Raw genomic sequence first — 15,330 nt, forward strand, 5'->3', positions numbered from 1 at the left:
TGACCGGCGAACCGTCGCGCCTGCGCGACGGTTCGCGCTCCCGAGCCAGCCGTCGCGCGATCAGGGGCCAGATGCCCCTGGTCGTCGGTCACGGCGCCTCGCCCGCCGCGGAGCTGCCCACGGCCGATTCATCGTCGCCGACTCACAGTCACGCGCATCATCCCCGGCCTATCGCGCCTCGGGCCTCATTGCGGCCAGTCGCGACCGGTCGGGATCGTGAACTCGATCCCGCCCGACACCCCGCCGACGAAGAACGGCCTGGCCGTCATCGCCCCTGCGAAGCCCTGGGCCACCAAAGACAGCCACGGCGTCAACGACACTCGCGCCCCGCCGTTCACCGTCATCACGCCGGCCGGCGCCGCGCACGGCTGCAGCACCTGGGCGCACGTCATCGGCCCGATCGGGATCAGCGCCCCGAACGACGCCCCGATGTACGGGCGGAACACCTTGTGCGGGCGGTAGACCCGCTCGTAGCGGGCCATCGCCAAGATGTAGCGCCAGCGCGGACCGTAGCCGGCGTATTGCGCATAGGCCACCTCGAAGCCGACCTCGTGCACATAATTGACGCGACCGAGCACCGACCCGCCGAGCCCGTAGCCCTGGGGGATCCACCGCGGCTGGAAGCCGACGCTGATCGCCTTGCGATACGAGCGGCGGTCGATGAGGCTCCGGCCGATCTGGCTGTCGACCGGCGGTGGTTCCCCCGCGGCCGCGGTCGAGAACGACGGCAGGCTGGTGCGGTCGCCGCGGCCCAGCCGCCGTTTGGCTCGTTCGACCGCGCGGATCCGCGGATACGCGTCCGCCGTCAGGCCCTGGTGCGTCACCAGGAAGCTGGCCGCCGCGCGCTCCTGGGCCGCGACCGGCACCCCGCGCAGCTCGAGCAGCACCCGCAGGTTGTCGTAATCGTGGATCATCCGCGCCTCGCTCTGGCGCAGCGCCGAGGCGTGGTCGCGCCAGCGGTCACACAGCTCGCGCGCCTGCGCCAGGTACGGATTGTCCTGCTCGATCGCCGCCAGGGCGCACCACGCCTCGGTGTGGCGCTCCGGCGTCGCTCGCCGGTCGGCCTGCACCTTGACCGCGACGTCGTAGGCTTGATGGGCCGCCAGGCTGCCCGACAGGTCCGTCGATTGCACCTCGCGCTTGTCGAGGTCGGGCGGCCGGAGGAATTGCTGCGACCCCGCCAGCGCCTCGGCGTGGGCCGAGATCGGCGCCACCTCGAGGCGGATCGGCGCGGTACAGACATTGCGGCGCGGATCGTCGGCCGCCGCCACCTGGGCGCACGCCTCGAGCATGTTCGGCGGCGACTCCTTGAGCACCTCGATCGTGTCCTCCGACGACCCCGAGAACCCGGCGCCGCCGCCGTTGCGCGCGCTGTCCTCGACCGACGACAGACGAAACGCACCCAGGCTCACGCCCGTGACCACGTGCGTCGCGCGGGCGCACTCGGGCCCGCCGCTCAGCTCCGCCGCCGTGTACGCCGGTCGCGGCGCCTCGTAGCGGCCGACCACCACCATGTCGAGCTCGAGCGCCTCGCCGCGCTCGACCCGCCCGCCGAGCTGCGCCAGCCCGAGCGGAATGTTTATTAAAAGTTCGTCGAGCGAGCCGATGTGAATGCTCTGCGAGCCGGTCGTGGTCTGCGCATACGAGTATTGCCCGGGCGCAGTACAGCCGCGCAGCACCTCCATCTCACAATCCTCGTAGCGCACCGCGACCACGCCGCGCAGCAGCCTGGCCTCGAGCTCGGCCGCGTCCATGCCCGACCACTCGACGATGAGCGGCTTGTCCGGGTCCTTCACCACGCTACACCGCGACTGCCCGGCCGCCTCGAGCTGCGACGCGGTCAGATCGCCGGCGTCGCGCAGGCCGCTCCGCGAACACCCGACTGCTAGGAGGTGCAGGACTGCGAGAAGACAGCCGGAGCGTCTCATGGCGGGGTACGGCAGTATTCACGATGCCCCGGCCGCGCGCACCTCGAACCTCGCGGGCCCGCGGCCGGCCCCGCACCGCCGCCAGGGCAACGTTCCTCACGGTTCGCCCCGCGCGCGTTTTCGCCCTCTTCCCGATTCGGGCACCTGCGCAGGCGCCGGGCGAGCCCGCCGTCCCACTTCGCCCCTGTCTCAGCCCCGCGAGCGCCTCGCGGTGCGCCTCGCCGTCACGCCTCGCCCCGACGAGCCGCCCGGACATGCGCCCGCGCCTCATCGCTCGCACGACCCCCTTCATTCCCACGGGTCGCCCATGATCACCCGCTCCCCCTTCGTCGGCTTCTTCGGCCCCTCGAGCGGCTTCGGCGGGCACGGTTCGGGCGCTGACGCCACGCGCGACGCCGCCTCCGGAATCACCGGCGCCGGCCGCTCGATCGGCGCCGGCTCCCGCTCCCCCTCGATCGCAGGCGCGAGCCGCTGCGCCTCGGGCGTGTGCGGAGCGCAGGCGACCAGGGCCATCGCCGCCGCCGCAGGACCGAGGCGCGGCGGTTCGCGCCGGAACAGCGGGAGGCCGTCGTCGCCCACGCGCATGCGGACGCACGATCGCCGCCCCGCCAGCAGGCGCCTGGCCTGCCGCTCGGTGAGGCCCGACAGATCGATCACCTCACGGCTGCAGGCCTGGCAGCGCCGCCCGACCTCCGTCGGTTCCATCGTGTCCCAATTCTCGTGACAGGGCGCGAGGACGCGGAGGCGCATGCGATCGCCTTGTACGCTCCGCCCGCGCCCCCGCTCTACCCGCGCGCAGCCGGCGAGGCTCACGAGCGAGCCGCGGACAGCAGCCCCGCAGCGCGCAAGAACGCCACCAGGGCCGCGTCGTAGGCGGCGCGGTCGCGCGGGAAGTCGTTGTGACGACCCGGCAGCTCCACGTACGTCGACCCCGGCGCGCTCGCGTGCAGACCGCGGCCGTGCGCCACCGGAATCACCTCGTCCTCGCTGCCGTGGAGGATCAGCACCGGCCGCTGCAGACCGGGCAGCACTCGATCGGTGCGGAACGGGTGACGGCACAGCGCCTCCGGCAGCCCCTGCGAGCGCGCCAGCGCGGCCAGGCTGGTGAACGTCGACTCGAGGATCAACGCGGCAGGCGGGCGGACGGCCGCGAGCGCCGAGGCCACCCCGCCGCCGAGCGAGCGCCCGTGAAACACGATGCGAGCAGGGTCGATCTCGGGCCGCGCCGCCAAATCATCGTAGAACCGCACCATGTCGCCGACGATCGCCGCCTGCGACGGCGTCCCCTCCGAACGCCCGTACCCGCGGTACTCCGGCAGCAGCACCGACACCCCGCGCGCCACGTACGGCGCCGCCAGCGACAGCTGATGATCGATGAGCTCGCCGTTGCCGTGAAAGAACACCACCGCCGGCCCCGGCTCGTCGGCGCTCGCCCCCCTCGCCGGGATGAACCACGCCTCGACCTGCGGCCCGTCGGGAGCGCGGCTCCACAGCTGCGTGACGCCGACCGGCGGCCGCTCGAGCGCGTGCTGGTTGGCGTATCGCCGGGGAAAGATCAGTCGCTCCTGCAGCGTGCAGCTCGCGGTATACGCGAGCCCGCCGGCGAGCAGCACCACCACCAGAGCCGCGGGCACGGACGCCATCGTGCGGGCCTTTTACCATCGCGCGACCGACCGCGCCCGCGAGCTCGAGCAATTCGCGGCGCATGCCCGTCGCGGAGCCCCGCGCGCGAGCCAGCGCCCGACCCGACTCGGAACCGGCCTCGCCTTCGCGCTGCGCCCACTCTCGCGCGACGCCTGCTCCCGCGAGCCGAGACGGCGAGCGCCCGCGACCTTGCGTGCTAGAACCGCGCCCGTGCCGGTCCTCGTGATCGGGTGCTCCCTGCTCGCCGCCGCGCTCCTGCTCGCGGCGCACCTGGGGACGCGCCGGTCGCCGCAGCGAATGCTGCGAGCGTTCCGCGATCCACGGCTGCTCGCGCGGCTCGACGCGCTCGTCCGCGAGCTGACGCGGCGCGGCTGGACCGCGACGCCGCCGCGCGCCGACGATCCGCCGACGCTGCGCCGCCTCACCCGCGACGGGGCGCTGACTCTGACTGTCGGCTGCGCCCCGTGGAGCGACTGGTGCAGCCTCGAGCTCACGCGCGCGTGCGGGCTGGCGCCGGACGACCTCGTCGCGCCGCCCCCGTTCGACCGCGACGGCGTCCCGCAGGCGCCGACCGACGTGCACCAACCGGGAGGACGAGGCTTCGTGGTCCGCCCGCTCGCCGCTCACGCGCGAGTCTCCGCCCCGCTGCGCGCGCTCCTCCACGCCTGGCCACCGGCGTGGGACCTCCGCATCACCGGCGATCAGGTGTCGATGCGCGCGCAGGTACGAGGCATCGCCGAGATCGAAGCAGTGGTCGAGGATGTCTTGGCGCGCTTCGCCGACGTCGGAGCGCAGTGACAACATGTCCTTCAGGACATGAGTTTTTGCAAGAACTCGATCTGTCTCTTCAGACATTCATGGATGGAGCGACACCGGCGTCCACCATGGTCGCAGGCGCCTGGGGCTCACGAGGCATCATGGCTCCAGTCCAGTCGTTCGTTGAAATACGGTGGCTGATCTGGCAGGGATCGCGGCTGTTACTGGTGTCGTGGCCCCGCCGCTGGCAGCTGCCGCCGGCCCCCGCCCCCACGGCAGTGGACGCCCCCCGTTCCCATGTGCGAGCGTCTCGGCGGTGACCGACTGGACCGACCTCCCGGACTACCCTCGCACCTTCGCCTCGCAGTGCGCCCCGTGGGGCAGCAGGGTCCGTCTGGTCAACGGCGTGCAAGACGTGAAGGGCGGCAAGCCCGTCATCCTCTCCGGCGGCAAGGCCTTCCTCCAGCGCCTCGAGGCCGACCTCATAGCCGGCCGCCCCGGCGCCGCCGACGTCGCGACCCTCGTGAGCAGCGTGCTCGAAGCGCACGCCCGCCACATCGACATCGTCGAGTGGTGCCGCGTCAAGGGCGACGAGCTCGACCTCTCGCTGCGGGTCTACGGCACACGCGGCGGCCAGCGCCTGCACCTCTCACTGCTCGGCCCAATCGGTCGCTACGCCGACCAGCCGCTGCCCGAGCACGCGCCGGTGAAGAAGCCGCGGGCAGGCGCCCGACGAGTCGTGCCCGCGACTGCACCCGCGCCGGCCCCCGTCGCCGCCGCCGCTCCGCCCGCGACCGCGCTGGTGCTGCGGCCCGTGGTCCCTTACGCCCGCCCGAGCTACGGCGACCCGCTCGCCCGCGACCTCGACGGCCGCATGCACCTCTTCGTGCGCCTGCCCGACCACGACGTCTGGGCGTGCATCGATCCGTCCGGCAAGGTCACCGTGACCCCGATGACCACCCGCGAGGCCCTGCGCGCGACCGACGTCGGCGCGCGCACCGGGGCCGTGAATGCCAGCCTGTACACGACGGCCGCCGGCCTCGTCCGCATCGACCACTACGAGAACGCCAGCGGCGAGCAGGAGCGCGTCGGCCACCGCGACCTGTGGCACGCCGCTCGCCGCGGCCTGTGGAACTCCGAATGGACCCTCGGCGTGTGCGACGATTGGTTCTTGCGCGCCATCGTCCACGATGGCAAGGCCACCCTGATCGGCGTCCAGCTGACGACCGGCAAGAAGACCCGCGTCCGCCTGCCCGAGGGCCTCGACCTGCGCGGCGCCGCGGTCGATCGCAGCGGCGCCGGAGACGTGCTGCGCCTGCTCCACGGCACCACCGAGGAGCACCACATGCACCTGCGCGCCGGCAAGACCCTCGAGCTCGAGCCGGCCGCCACCCTCGCCCACGGCCTCGAAGGCCTCGTCCAGCCGTTCGCGAACAGCGGCTGGGTCGTCGCCGCGGACCGCCGCCTGCGCCTCGTCCGGCCCGACCGGACCGCAGTCGACCTGTTCACTCTCCCCGCGGCGTTCACTGCCGCCGACTACCGCCCGGGCAATTACCCGACGGTCACGCAGGTCGGCTTCGAGACGCCGGCCTGGCTGGTCGAGCTGAACTTCATGTCCGAGAGCGGCCCGTGGTGCCGCGGCGCCCTGGTGTTCACCGCCGACGGCGCCGTCCGCAACCTCGCCCTCGTCGACGCCGCCGGCGTGCTGCAACTCGGCGCCACGAGCCTGCCGCTCGGCCCGAACGAGCACCCGTGCGGCTACGCGGCCGGCCCCACCGGCGACCTCGCCGTCGCCCTCTCCCTGCAGGACGGCCTCTCACTGGTCTGGTCCCCGCCGCGCGCGAGCTGAAGTCGACGAGAAACTCGACCGCGTTGACGGCCGCCCCCGCGGCGCGGCATCTCATCGCCTTCGTCTTCTCTTCTGTAAAAAAAGAGTATCGCGCGATCGCCGGGAGGCTCACCCCGCGGGCAAACGTACACCGATGAATTCGGCCGCGTTGACGGCGGCCGGGTGACCGCGGTTGCACAGCACCACCGTCGCGTAATTATTATAAATCGCCAGCTCGCCGTTGACCCCGGGCGCGCCGCCGCCATGCCCATGGAAAGTCGCGCCGTTGCGGCTCCGCACCGCCACGCCGAGGCCCCAGTGGGATGTCCCCGCCACCACTCTCGGCGTCGTCATCGCCGCGAGGGTCGAGGCCCCGAGCAGCGCGCCGCGGCGCAGAGCCACGACGAACGCGTGCAGGTCCTCGACCGTCGAATAACCGCCGCCAGCCGGCAGCCCCGCGTAGGGCGGCAGCGCCTTGCGACCGGTCGCCCCCGCTCCGGTGTACGCAATCGCGGTCGCGCGCGCCGAGGCGAAGCTCGGCGACGTCGCCTGCATCCCCGCGGGCCCGAAGATCCGCTCCTGCACCACCACGTCGTAGGGCTTGCCCGTCACGCGCTCGAGGATCGCCCCCAGCAGCACGAACCCGTAGTTGCTGTAGCCCCACCGCGACCCCGGCTCGAACACCGGCTCACGCGCCCCGTAGAAGCGCACCAGCTCGGCCGGGGTCTTCAGCGCGTCGGCGTTGGCGTCGTACTGCGGCCCGAAGATATCGCCGGTGCCGCCCGTGTGCGTCAGCAGCATCTCCACGGTCACGCGCTCGGCCAGGCTCCTGTTCGCATAGTCGGGCAGGTGCTTCGCCAGGGCGTCCGCCAGGTCCAACCGCCCCTGCTCCACCAATTGCAAGATCGCCACCGCGGTGAACATCTTGCCCATCGAGCCGATGCAGAACCGCGTCGACGGCGTCACCGGGACCGCCCGGGAATCGTCCGCCGAGCCGTGGCCGACGCGGAGCAGCACCTGCTCGCCGCGCGCGACCAGCACCGCCCCGTTGAAGCGACCGGCCCGCGCCTCCTCGCCGAGCTTCGCCTCTGCCGCGGCGAGCGCCGCGGCCTCGTCGAGCCGCAAAAACGTCTCCTCCGCGGGAGCGCCGGCGAAGGCGATGTCGTCCAGTTTGTCCGGGCCGGCCGCGGTCAACACCACCTTCGAGCGCCGATCCCACGCGCGGTCCTTCACCCACGCGGTGATCTCCTGCGGGCCCGTCACCTGCGAGCGGAACATTTCAAAACCTCCGGTGACCTCGCGGACCCCCAGGTCGTCGTCGACGTACGGCCGCACCGTCGGCGCGTGCGCCTCGACGAATTTTTTATAAATGCGCAGGTCGGGATCGTTGAACGCGGCCAGCCAGCGCTCCAGCCACACCTCGAGCACCGGCGGCGGTTCTTTCGTCGCTGGACTCGTCGGCTCGGGGCGAGTGGTTCGACATGCGCCGAGCGAGGCCCCGGCGACCAGCCAGCCTGCGCCCTTGCCCACGGAGACGAGAATGTCGCGTCGCTTCACGAGGTGGGCGTCATCCTAACCCGGTGGAGCGCGCCGACCACGAAAATGCGGCGCGCCGCGGCCTCGCCGAGGTTCTCCGGAGACCCCGCTGAGGATCCTCCGGAGGTTGCGGCTCGCGACATACGTCGCATGGTCAATCTCGCATCCTCGGAGGACGCGACCGCGACTCGCGGCGCTCAGCCCGGGTCGGGAGCCGCCGCGCGCAGGGCCAGGCCCGACGCGATCGACATCAGCTCGTCGCCGCTGCGCAGCTTGTCTGCGCCGAAGCGGGTTTCGAACAGCGCGCGGATGACCGGCACGAACGCGGTGCCGCCGGTCATGAACACGCAGTCGACCTCGGCCGGGGTCACCCCGGCGCGGGCCAGAGTGTCGTCGAGGCAGGCCGCGATCGATTCCGTGATCGGGGCGATCCAGCGCTCGAAGTCGCGGCGGGTCACTGCCGCGTGGATGTCGATCTCGCCGTCGCTGAAGTCGAACTTCGCCTGCTTGCTCTTCGACAGCTCGACCTTGGTGCGCTCGACCGCCTTGTGCAGGTGGAAGGCGCCGTTCGTCTCGATGATGTGCATCAGCTTGGCGATCCGCTCGGGGTGCCGCGCGCCGCGGCGCAGGCGCTCGAGCTCGGCGCGCACGCGGGTGCCGGCGAGGAACGGCAGGTGATGCCAGCGCGCCAGCTTGTAATAATACGAGTTGGGGATCGACCGCTCCTTCCCCATCTCGAGGTACGTGTCGCCCTTGCCGAGCGCCGGGCACACGAGGTGCTCGATCAGCGCCGCGTCGAGGTCGTCGCCGGCCGCACCGACACCGCCGGTGGCGACGATGTCGCGAGCGCGGTCGTTGCCGCGGCCCGTCGGGCCCATGCGCATCAGACAGAAGTCGGTGGTGCCCGCGCCGAAGTCGGCGACCAGCGCCAGCTCCGGCCGCGTCAGCGTGCGCTCGTAGTGATGCGCGGCCGCCACGGGCTCGAACTCGAGGCGCGCGTCGCGGAAGCCGGCCCGGCGCGCCGCGGCCAGCAGGCGCTCCGCCGCCAGCGCGTCGGCCTCGGGCGTGGTCCCGCCGGCGAAGTGCACCGGCCGCCCGATCGTCGCCGACTCGAGCGCGACCCCGAGGTGCTGCTCGGCGCGCTCGCGCAGCCGCTGCAGGAACAGCGCGATCATGTCGTCGAGCCCGATCGCGTGGTGGGCCACCTGCGTGCGCCCCATCGACTCGGTGGTCAGGTGGGTCTTGAACGACTGCAGCAGCCGGCCCTCGCCCATGCACTCGAGGTAGGCCTCGATCCCCTCGCCGCCGGCCGTGTACAGGATCGGCTGCTGGACCTCCTGCTCGTCGGGCTCGAAGAACAGCAGCGTGCGCCAGCTCGGCGCGAGCGTCCCGAGCGTCGGCAGCTGCGCGAAGCGGACGCGGCCCTCGGCGTCGACGAGCGCGAGCGCCGAGCTCGAGGTGCCGAAATCGATCCCGACTCTGGGGGCGCTGGCAGGCATCGTGAGGGGCGGGTTTGTACCGCGAACCGCCGGCCCGTGGGCGTGCTCGCGGGTGAACTCGCGGCGTCGGATTCGCCGGCGCGCTCCTGGCGCCGCACGCTTCGCCCGGGCGCTTCGGGCCTCGTATGCGGCCTCGATCGCCGGCCACCCGACGACGCGCTCGCGGTCGCGACGGCGGATCTGCAGAGCGCGACGCGCGAGTCACTCGCTCGCCGAGATCTCTTTCTCCAGCGCGTCGAGCTTCTTCAGGTAGTTGCTCGCGTCGATGGTCCGCGCGGCCTCCTCGCGTGAACCTCACCGCGGCGCGCCGCCCTCGCTTTCCTTGGTGCGCAGCGCGGTCGTCACCTCGCGCGCAGTGTCGATGAAGGCCCGCAGCGCCGGTGACACCTGCGCGCGGCTCGGGAAGTACAAGAACAGCCCGGGCACCGCCGCGGCGAACGGCTCGAGCACCAGGCGCAGGCTGCCGCGCCGGAGCTGCGGCTGGATCGTCGGCTCGAACGCGTAGACGAGTCCCAGCCCGGCCTCGGCCATCGCGAACATCACGCGCTCGTCGTTGGTGGTGACGCAGCCCTGCACGGGGATCCGCCAGCTCTTCTTGCCGCGCTCGAGCTCCCAGGCGTAGAGCGCCCGCGTGGTCGACGAGCGGTAGGTGATGCACTCGTGGGCCAGCAGATCCTTCGGGCTCTCGGGGGCGCCGCGCCGTTTGAGGTAGGCCGGCGCCCCGGCGACGACGAAGCGCGACGGCTGCGTCAGCCGGACCTGGACCATGTCGCGCTCGATGAACTCCTCGAGCCGGACCCCGGCGTCGAAGCCCTCGGCGACGATGTCGCGGCGGAGGTTCTCGACCTGCACCTCCACCTCGACCTTCGGGTGACTGGCGACGAACCGCGGCAGCACCGGCGTGATCACGAACGGCACCGCGATCGAGGGCACCGTGAGGCGCACCCGACCCGTGACCTCGTCCGCCTGCGCCGACGCCGACTTGAGCGCCTCGAGCGCCTGCGCGACCCCCGGCCCCGCCTGCTCGAACAGCCGCCGCCCCGCCTCCGTCAGCGCCACGCTCCGCGTGGTCCGCGACAGCAGCGCCACCCCGAGCCGCTCCTCGAGCTGGCGCACCGACTGGCTCAGCGCCGACGGCGAGATCGTAAGCTCCGTCGCCGCGGCCGCGAAGCTCTTGTGCCGCGCCACCGCGAGGAAGGCGTTCAGGGCGTTCAGGGGCGTGAAGGCCATTGTGAAGATTTACTACATGGCGTGTTCGCATTCTACGCGTTCCCTCCACCCCACCCCGCGCCTACTCTCACCGGCCCGAGGAGAGCAACGACCCATGCTGAAGACCTCCGCCTACGCGGCCGCCCACGCCAGCGCCGCGCTCGCCCCCTACACCATCGAGCGCCGCGAGCCCGGCCCGCGCGACGTGCTCATCGACATCCTCTACTGCGGCGTCTGCCACTCCGACCTGCACCAGGCGCGCGACGAGTGGGGCGGCGCCATCTTCCCGATGGTCCCCGGCCACGAGATCGTCGGCCGCGTCAGCCGCGTCGGCGCCAAGGTCACCAAGCTCGCCGTCGGCGACCTCGCCGGCGTCGGCTGCATCGTCGACTCGTGCCGCGAGTGCGAGGTGTGCCGCCGCGACCTCGAGCAGTTCTGCGAGAAGGGCTCGGCGCAGACCTACAACAGCACCGAGATGGACCGCAAGACCCCGACCTACGGCGGCTACTCGACGCGGATCGTCGTCCCCGAGCACTTCGCCCTCAAGATCCCCGCCGGCCTCGACCCCGCCGGCGCCGCCCCGCTCCTGTGCGCCGGCATCACCACCTACTCCCCGCTGCGGCAGTACGGCTGCAAGCAGGGCGACCGTGTCGCGGTCGTCGGCCTCGGCGGCCTCGGCCACATGGCGGTCAAGCTCGCAGCGTCGATGGGCGCCGAGGTCACGCTGCTCAGCACCTCGCCCGCGAAGGAGGCCGACGCGCGGCGGCTCGGCGCCCACGCCTTCGCGGTCACCAAGGACGAGTCGACCTTCACCAAGCTCGCCGGCCGCTTCGACCTCATCATCGACACCGTCTCGGCGCCGCACGACTACAACAAGTACCTCGGCACCCTGCGCGTCGGCGGCTCGATGGTGCTCGTCGGCGTCCCGCCGGAGCCGACGCCGGTGAGCGCGATCGGCCTGATTTGGGGCAACAAACGCCTGGCCGGCTCGGGCATCGGCGGCATCGCCGAGACGCAGGAGATGCTCGACTACTGCGCCGCGCACGGCATCGTCAGCGACATCGAGATCATCCCGATCCAGCAGATCAACCACGCCTACGAGCGCCTGCTGGCGGGCGACGTGCGCTACCGCTTCGTCATCGACATCGCCAGCCTCGCGCAGCCGGCGGCGTGACCCGCGAGCGACGCGAGCGAGCGACAGACCGGCTCGGATGGGCCGCGAGCCGAGCCGTCCACGACGGACTCGGCCGCGGCCCGGGCCGCGTTCACTCGAACTCGATGCGCCAGTCGTCGATCCGGCGGTCGGCCTCGTCGAGGTGCGTGAAGTTCGAGGCGACCTTGAGCTCCCACACTCCCTGGCGCGGCAGGTTGGAGCGGAAGAAGATCGTCTTGACGTCGCCGCTGATCTTGCCGGCGTTGTCCGCCGGGTTCTGCAGCGTGTATTCGACGCCGTCGGGGGCGACGAGGTGAATGTGCAGACCGCCGGTGTCGTGCTTGATGTCGACGTGGACCCGCACGCGGCTCGCGGTGCCGGCCCCGAGCGTGGTGATCTTGCTCGACACCCATTCCAGCGGGCCGAGGCCGAGGCCGCCGCGGGTCGGGATCGTGACGTCGGTCGAGTTCTCCCAGCCGTCGACCTCGACCTGGCTGACCACCGCGGCGCGGTGACCGGTGGTGGTGGCCATCACCCGCGCGATCTGCTGCGGGGTCAAGTCGTGGTAATCGCCGAAGCAATTGTGGAAGTAGCTCATCACGTTGCGACGGTCGGGCGTGAACTCGTAGCTGACAATCGTGTCATGGGGTGAGGGGAACGCGACAGGCACGGAGATGCTGTCCTCGCTGAGGGTGCAGGCGTTGCCGTGGATGGCCGCGAACAGCTTGGGGCCCGGGTCGGGCGGTGTATCGTCGATCGGGAAGCTCGCCAGGTACGCGTAGTCGCCGGTGAGCGGGACGAGGGAGGCGTCGGGGTCGTACAGCGCCTCGAGGATCTCGGCGCCATCCTCCGGCTCGAGGGGGGTCGAGTTCACGAGGCTCTTGATCTGGCTCTGGACGGCGGCGAATGTCCCGGCCTCATTGAAGGTGTGCGGCGCGCAGAAGTAGTGGCCGAGCTCGTGCGCGAGCAAGGTGCCGGCGCCGAAGTTACTGATCATGTTGACGACGGAGCCGCTACACGAGGACGAGCTCAGCGTGATCGAATAGGTCTCCCACATCGACGTCGCAGAGTTCCATCGGACGCCCCCGGTCCCGTTGCGGGAGAACACGGTCACCGCGCCGTCCGCTCTGTTTAGCGCCGCGGTCGTGTTCGCAGTCCGGTGGTCGTAGGATTCCGGACACAGCGTCGTCGGGTCCGCGCCGGCGCCCTCGCTCGCGAAGCCCGGCACCGGCGTACAATGGTTGTTCAGGCCGCTGTTGTCGCGGTGACCGATGAAGTCGCTCTCCCCGTCGATGTGGAAGCGCAGCGCGCTGTCGCTGCGGTAGTGCAGCGCGTTGGCCCAGTCGACGGCGCTCTGCGCGTTGCCCCGAGTGAGAACGGAGCATTTGGTGCCGTCGTCGTCGCAGAGCCTGATGAAGCGCAGCGGCGCCTCCTGGTAGTAGCGTTTGACCGCAGTGCCGTATTGAGGCGGAGGCAGATCGGGGTCCGGATCGATGGGGCCGAGGGTGGTAAGGCCCTGCAGGGGCTCCGGCTCCGGGGCGGCGAGTTGGTCCGCCGCCGCCTCGCCGTCGGCGGGGGGAGCGGCGTCGCAGAGGAACACGTCGGCGTCCTGGCCCGCCCCGGGCTCGGCCAGCGCCTCCTCCGCGAGCTCTTCCCCTGGGTCGCAGCCGGCAAAGGCCATGAGAGGTAGCGCCAACGCGACGCTCGTGATGGGGATGATGCGAGAGAGATGAATGCGATTCTTCATAATAAATCTCGTCCTTCCGAGCTCCTCCCTAGCACGCGGCGTGCCAACGCCACGCGGCGCGAAGCCCCGCTCCGACGCGCTCGAAGCAATGGTTCGCTACGACCCGGCCGCGGTCCGTGCCGGCCCTGTGCCGGCACAGTGCCGAACCAAGTGGCCGTGGACGCGACCGACCGCATCGCACCCGCCCATGGCGGCGTATCCGTGCCGCGTGGTTCCCCCTATCGGAGCGTACGGCTCTGCGCCCGGCTCGGAGGGAATGCCGCGCCGCCTCACGAGCGCGTCTGCTGAATGGTGCCGCGCCCCTGCTGCGCTGCGACACGCTCGCCCGTCGCGGCCGGGAGCGACGGGCTCGTGAGCCGCCCGTTCGCCTCGCACCGGCAGCGCACGCCTCAGTCCTCCGCCTCCGCGTCGCGGGTCGAGGCGGCGAGCGCCTGCGCCGCTGCAGCGGCGGTCCGCGACAATCCGCGCTCACGCGCCTGCTCGAGCACGACCTCGAGATCGTCGGCCGGCTCGGGCGACGCTTCGATCATGCCGGCGAGCGCCGCCTCGAAGCGCGCCCACAGCACCGCCGGCGCGTCGTCTTCGGTCGCGCGCTCGGCGAGCCCACCGAGCGCGCGCACCCACTCCGGCGTGGTCGCGGCGGCCCAGCCGGCCACCATCGCCGCCTCGGCGAGCGCCGCGGCCCGTCCCTTCTCCGGCCACGCCTCGCGGAACGAGCCCCTCCCGCCGAACAGCGGCCCGCGCACGCTCAGCGCCGGTTCGAGCGCCGCGAGCGCCTCCTGGACCCGCCCCGCACGCAGCAGCGCAGCGCCTCTATGGCGCGTGGCCGACAGACCGCGCGATCGATCGCCGAGCGCCTCCGCGAGCGCCTCCGCGGCCCGGGCCGCCACCAGGGCTTGATCGATCTCCGCGTCCTCGAGCGCCCGCCGGACCAGCAGCAGCAGCGCGTCGACGTGCAGCGCGCTGGCCGGCTCGGCGATCCCGACGTCGCCGACCAGCGCGAGCGCCACCGCCAACGCCCCGTCGCTCGTGTCGTTCAGCGCCGCCTCGTAGCGCGAGCGCAGCCCGCCCGGCTCGTCCGCCGGCGCCTCCGTCGACCATCGCAGCAGCTCGGGCCCCAGCGGCTCGCGCGGGCGCTCGCCGGCCAGCTGCCACAGCGCGGCCAGGCGGCGCCCCGCGTACACCTCTTCGCTAGCGATCCGGGCCGCGCGCGCGAGCCATCCGCCCACGTAGCGCTCGCTCAGCGCCACGAGCTCGGGGCTCAGGGCCGCGGAGAACAGGCTGACCGCGTCCATCAGCGGCGTCCCGCCCTCGTACGCGTACGGCTCCGCGTGATCGAGGTTGTCGAGCAGCTGATCGATCGTCGCGCTCAGGCTCTGCAGCTCGTGATCGATCATCACCTGCGGCGCCCCGATCTCGTACAACTTGCGCAGTCGGCCCGCCCGGTTCACGATCCGGCGGTACGGCTCGTGGAGCGTGAGCGAGGAGAAGCCGCCGTCCTCCTCGCGCTGCAGCACCTCCTCCGGCGAGCGGGCCCGCAGCAGCGGGGCGATCACCGGCACCGACCACCACACCAGCTGTCGCGGTCGCCAGCCCTGGATCGTGCGGCCCTCGGCCTCGGCGCGCTCCACTCGCGCGACCAGCTCGCCCGGCCCGGAGATCGCCAGCTCCGCGAGCTCCGTCTCCGACGCCCCCAGCAGCGCCGCGAGCAGCGGGCGAGCCGGCCGCGGCACCACCGGCGCTGCCAGCTCGACGTGACCCGTGCGGCCCGGCTCGTCGCCGAAGATCGCTGGGCAGAACAGGCCGCCCGGCTCCGGCGCCCCGGCGCGCACGTTGAACGTCTCCGACCTCTTCACCTGTCCCGAAGACCAGGATGGCGAGCGCTCCGCCGTCGCGGGAGTCAGCACCAGCTCGTCGCCGTCGACCACGATATCGAGCCCCAGCAAGCGACTGACTGCCCGCAGCCGCCGAAATTTGAGCGATGTCAGGGAAGCCTCGGGGACGATCACGCTCCCCCGGTTTTCGCGCGA

11 protein-coding genes are annotated in these 15,330 nt (G+C 72.1%); 3 read left to right on the plus strand and 8 right to left on the minus strand.

Annotated elements, in window-relative coordinates; genetic code table 11:
• Positions 1 to 185: 185 nt before the first annotated feature.
• The 3 genes from OV090_RS37210 to OV090_RS37220 form a co-directional block, all read right to left on the minus strand.
• Positions 186 to 1,928, minus strand: a complete 1,743-nt coding sequence (locus OV090_RS37210; RefSeq protein WP_267709474.1) for a hypothetical protein — start codon at positions 1,926 to 1,928, stop codon at positions 186 to 188.
• 288 nt (positions 1,929 to 2,216) lie between these two features.
• Positions 2,217 to 2,678 (minus strand): hypothetical protein, encoded by a 462-nt coding sequence (locus OV090_RS37215; RefSeq protein ID WP_267709475.1) that lies wholly within the window; start codon positions 2,676 to 2,678, stop codon positions 2,217 to 2,219.
• A 59-nt stretch (positions 2,679 to 2,737) separates the two neighbouring features.
• Positions 2,738 to 3,571, minus strand: coding sequence for an alpha/beta hydrolase (locus tag OV090_RS37220; protein WP_267709476.1), 834 nt, complete (start codon positions 3,569 to 3,571; stop codon positions 2,738 to 2,740).
• 211 nt (positions 3,572 to 3,782) lie between these two features.
• Here OV090_RS37220 and OV090_RS37225 point away from each other — a divergent pair, with 211 nt between their 5' ends.
• Positions 3,783 to 4,370, plus strand: a complete 588-nt coding sequence (locus OV090_RS37225; RefSeq protein WP_267709477.1) for a hypothetical protein — start codon at positions 3,783 to 3,785, stop codon at positions 4,368 to 4,370.
• Positions 4,371 to 4,644: 274 nt separating this feature from the next.
• A complete protein-coding gene (locus OV090_RS37230; protein ID WP_267709478.1) occupies positions 4,645 to 6,177 on the plus strand; it encodes a hypothetical protein in 1,533 nt (510 codons plus the stop codon).
• A 108-nt stretch (positions 6,178 to 6,285) separates the two neighbouring features.
• Here OV090_RS37230 and OV090_RS37235 read toward each other — a convergent pair whose 3' ends face one another.
• The 3 genes from OV090_RS37235 to OV090_RS37245 all read right to left on the minus strand — a co-directional run bounded on the left by OV090_RS37235 (position 6,286) and on the right by OV090_RS37245 (position 10,421).
• Positions 6,286 to 7,713, minus strand: a complete 1,428-nt coding sequence (locus OV090_RS37235; protein WP_267709479.1) for a serine hydrolase domain-containing protein — start codon at positions 7,711 to 7,713, stop codon at positions 6,286 to 6,288.
• A 176-nt stretch (positions 7,714 to 7,889) separates the two neighbouring features.
• Entirely contained in the window at positions 7,890 to 9,191 is a 1,302-nt protein-coding gene (locus OV090_RS37240) for an Hsp70 family protein (protein WP_267709480.1), read from the minus strand.
• Positions 9,192 to 9,485: 294 nt separating this feature from the next.
• The gene (locus tag OV090_RS37245; RefSeq protein ID WP_267709481.1) at positions 9,486 to 10,421 is read right to left on the minus strand and encodes a LysR family transcriptional regulator; all 936 of its coding nucleotides are present in this window, start codon (positions 10,419 to 10,421) and stop codon (positions 9,486 to 9,488) included.
• 94 nt (positions 10,422 to 10,515) lie between these two features.
• Between OV090_RS37245 and OV090_RS37250 the strand changes: the two genes are divergently transcribed.
• Positions 10,516 to 11,574 (plus strand): NAD(P)-dependent alcohol dehydrogenase, encoded by a 1,059-nt coding sequence (locus tag OV090_RS37250; RefSeq protein ID WP_267709482.1) that lies wholly within the window; start codon positions 10,516 to 10,518, stop codon positions 11,572 to 11,574.
• Positions 11,575 to 11,665: 91 nt separating this feature from the next.
• On the opposite strand, the gene OV090_RS37255 is transcribed toward OV090_RS37250, so the two are convergent.
• Positions 11,666 to 13,234 carry a proprotein convertase P-domain-containing protein gene (locus tag OV090_RS37255; protein WP_267709483.1) on the minus strand — a complete coding sequence of 523 codons (1,569 nt, stop codon included), beginning with the start codon at positions 13,232 to 13,234 and terminating at the stop codon, positions 11,666 to 11,668.
• 455 nt (positions 13,235 to 13,689) lie between these two features.
• Complete coding sequence (locus tag OV090_RS37260; protein WP_267709484.1) at positions 13,690 to 15,246, minus strand: hypothetical protein; 1,557 nt, start codon at positions 15,244 to 15,246, stop codon at positions 13,690 to 13,692.
• Positions 15,247 to 15,330 lie beyond the last annotated feature (84 nt).

This window comes from Nannocystis sp. RBIL2 (assembly GCF_026626745.1).
Classification (GTDB): Bacteria; Myxococcota_A; Polyangia; order Nannocystales; family Nannocystaceae; genus Nannocystis.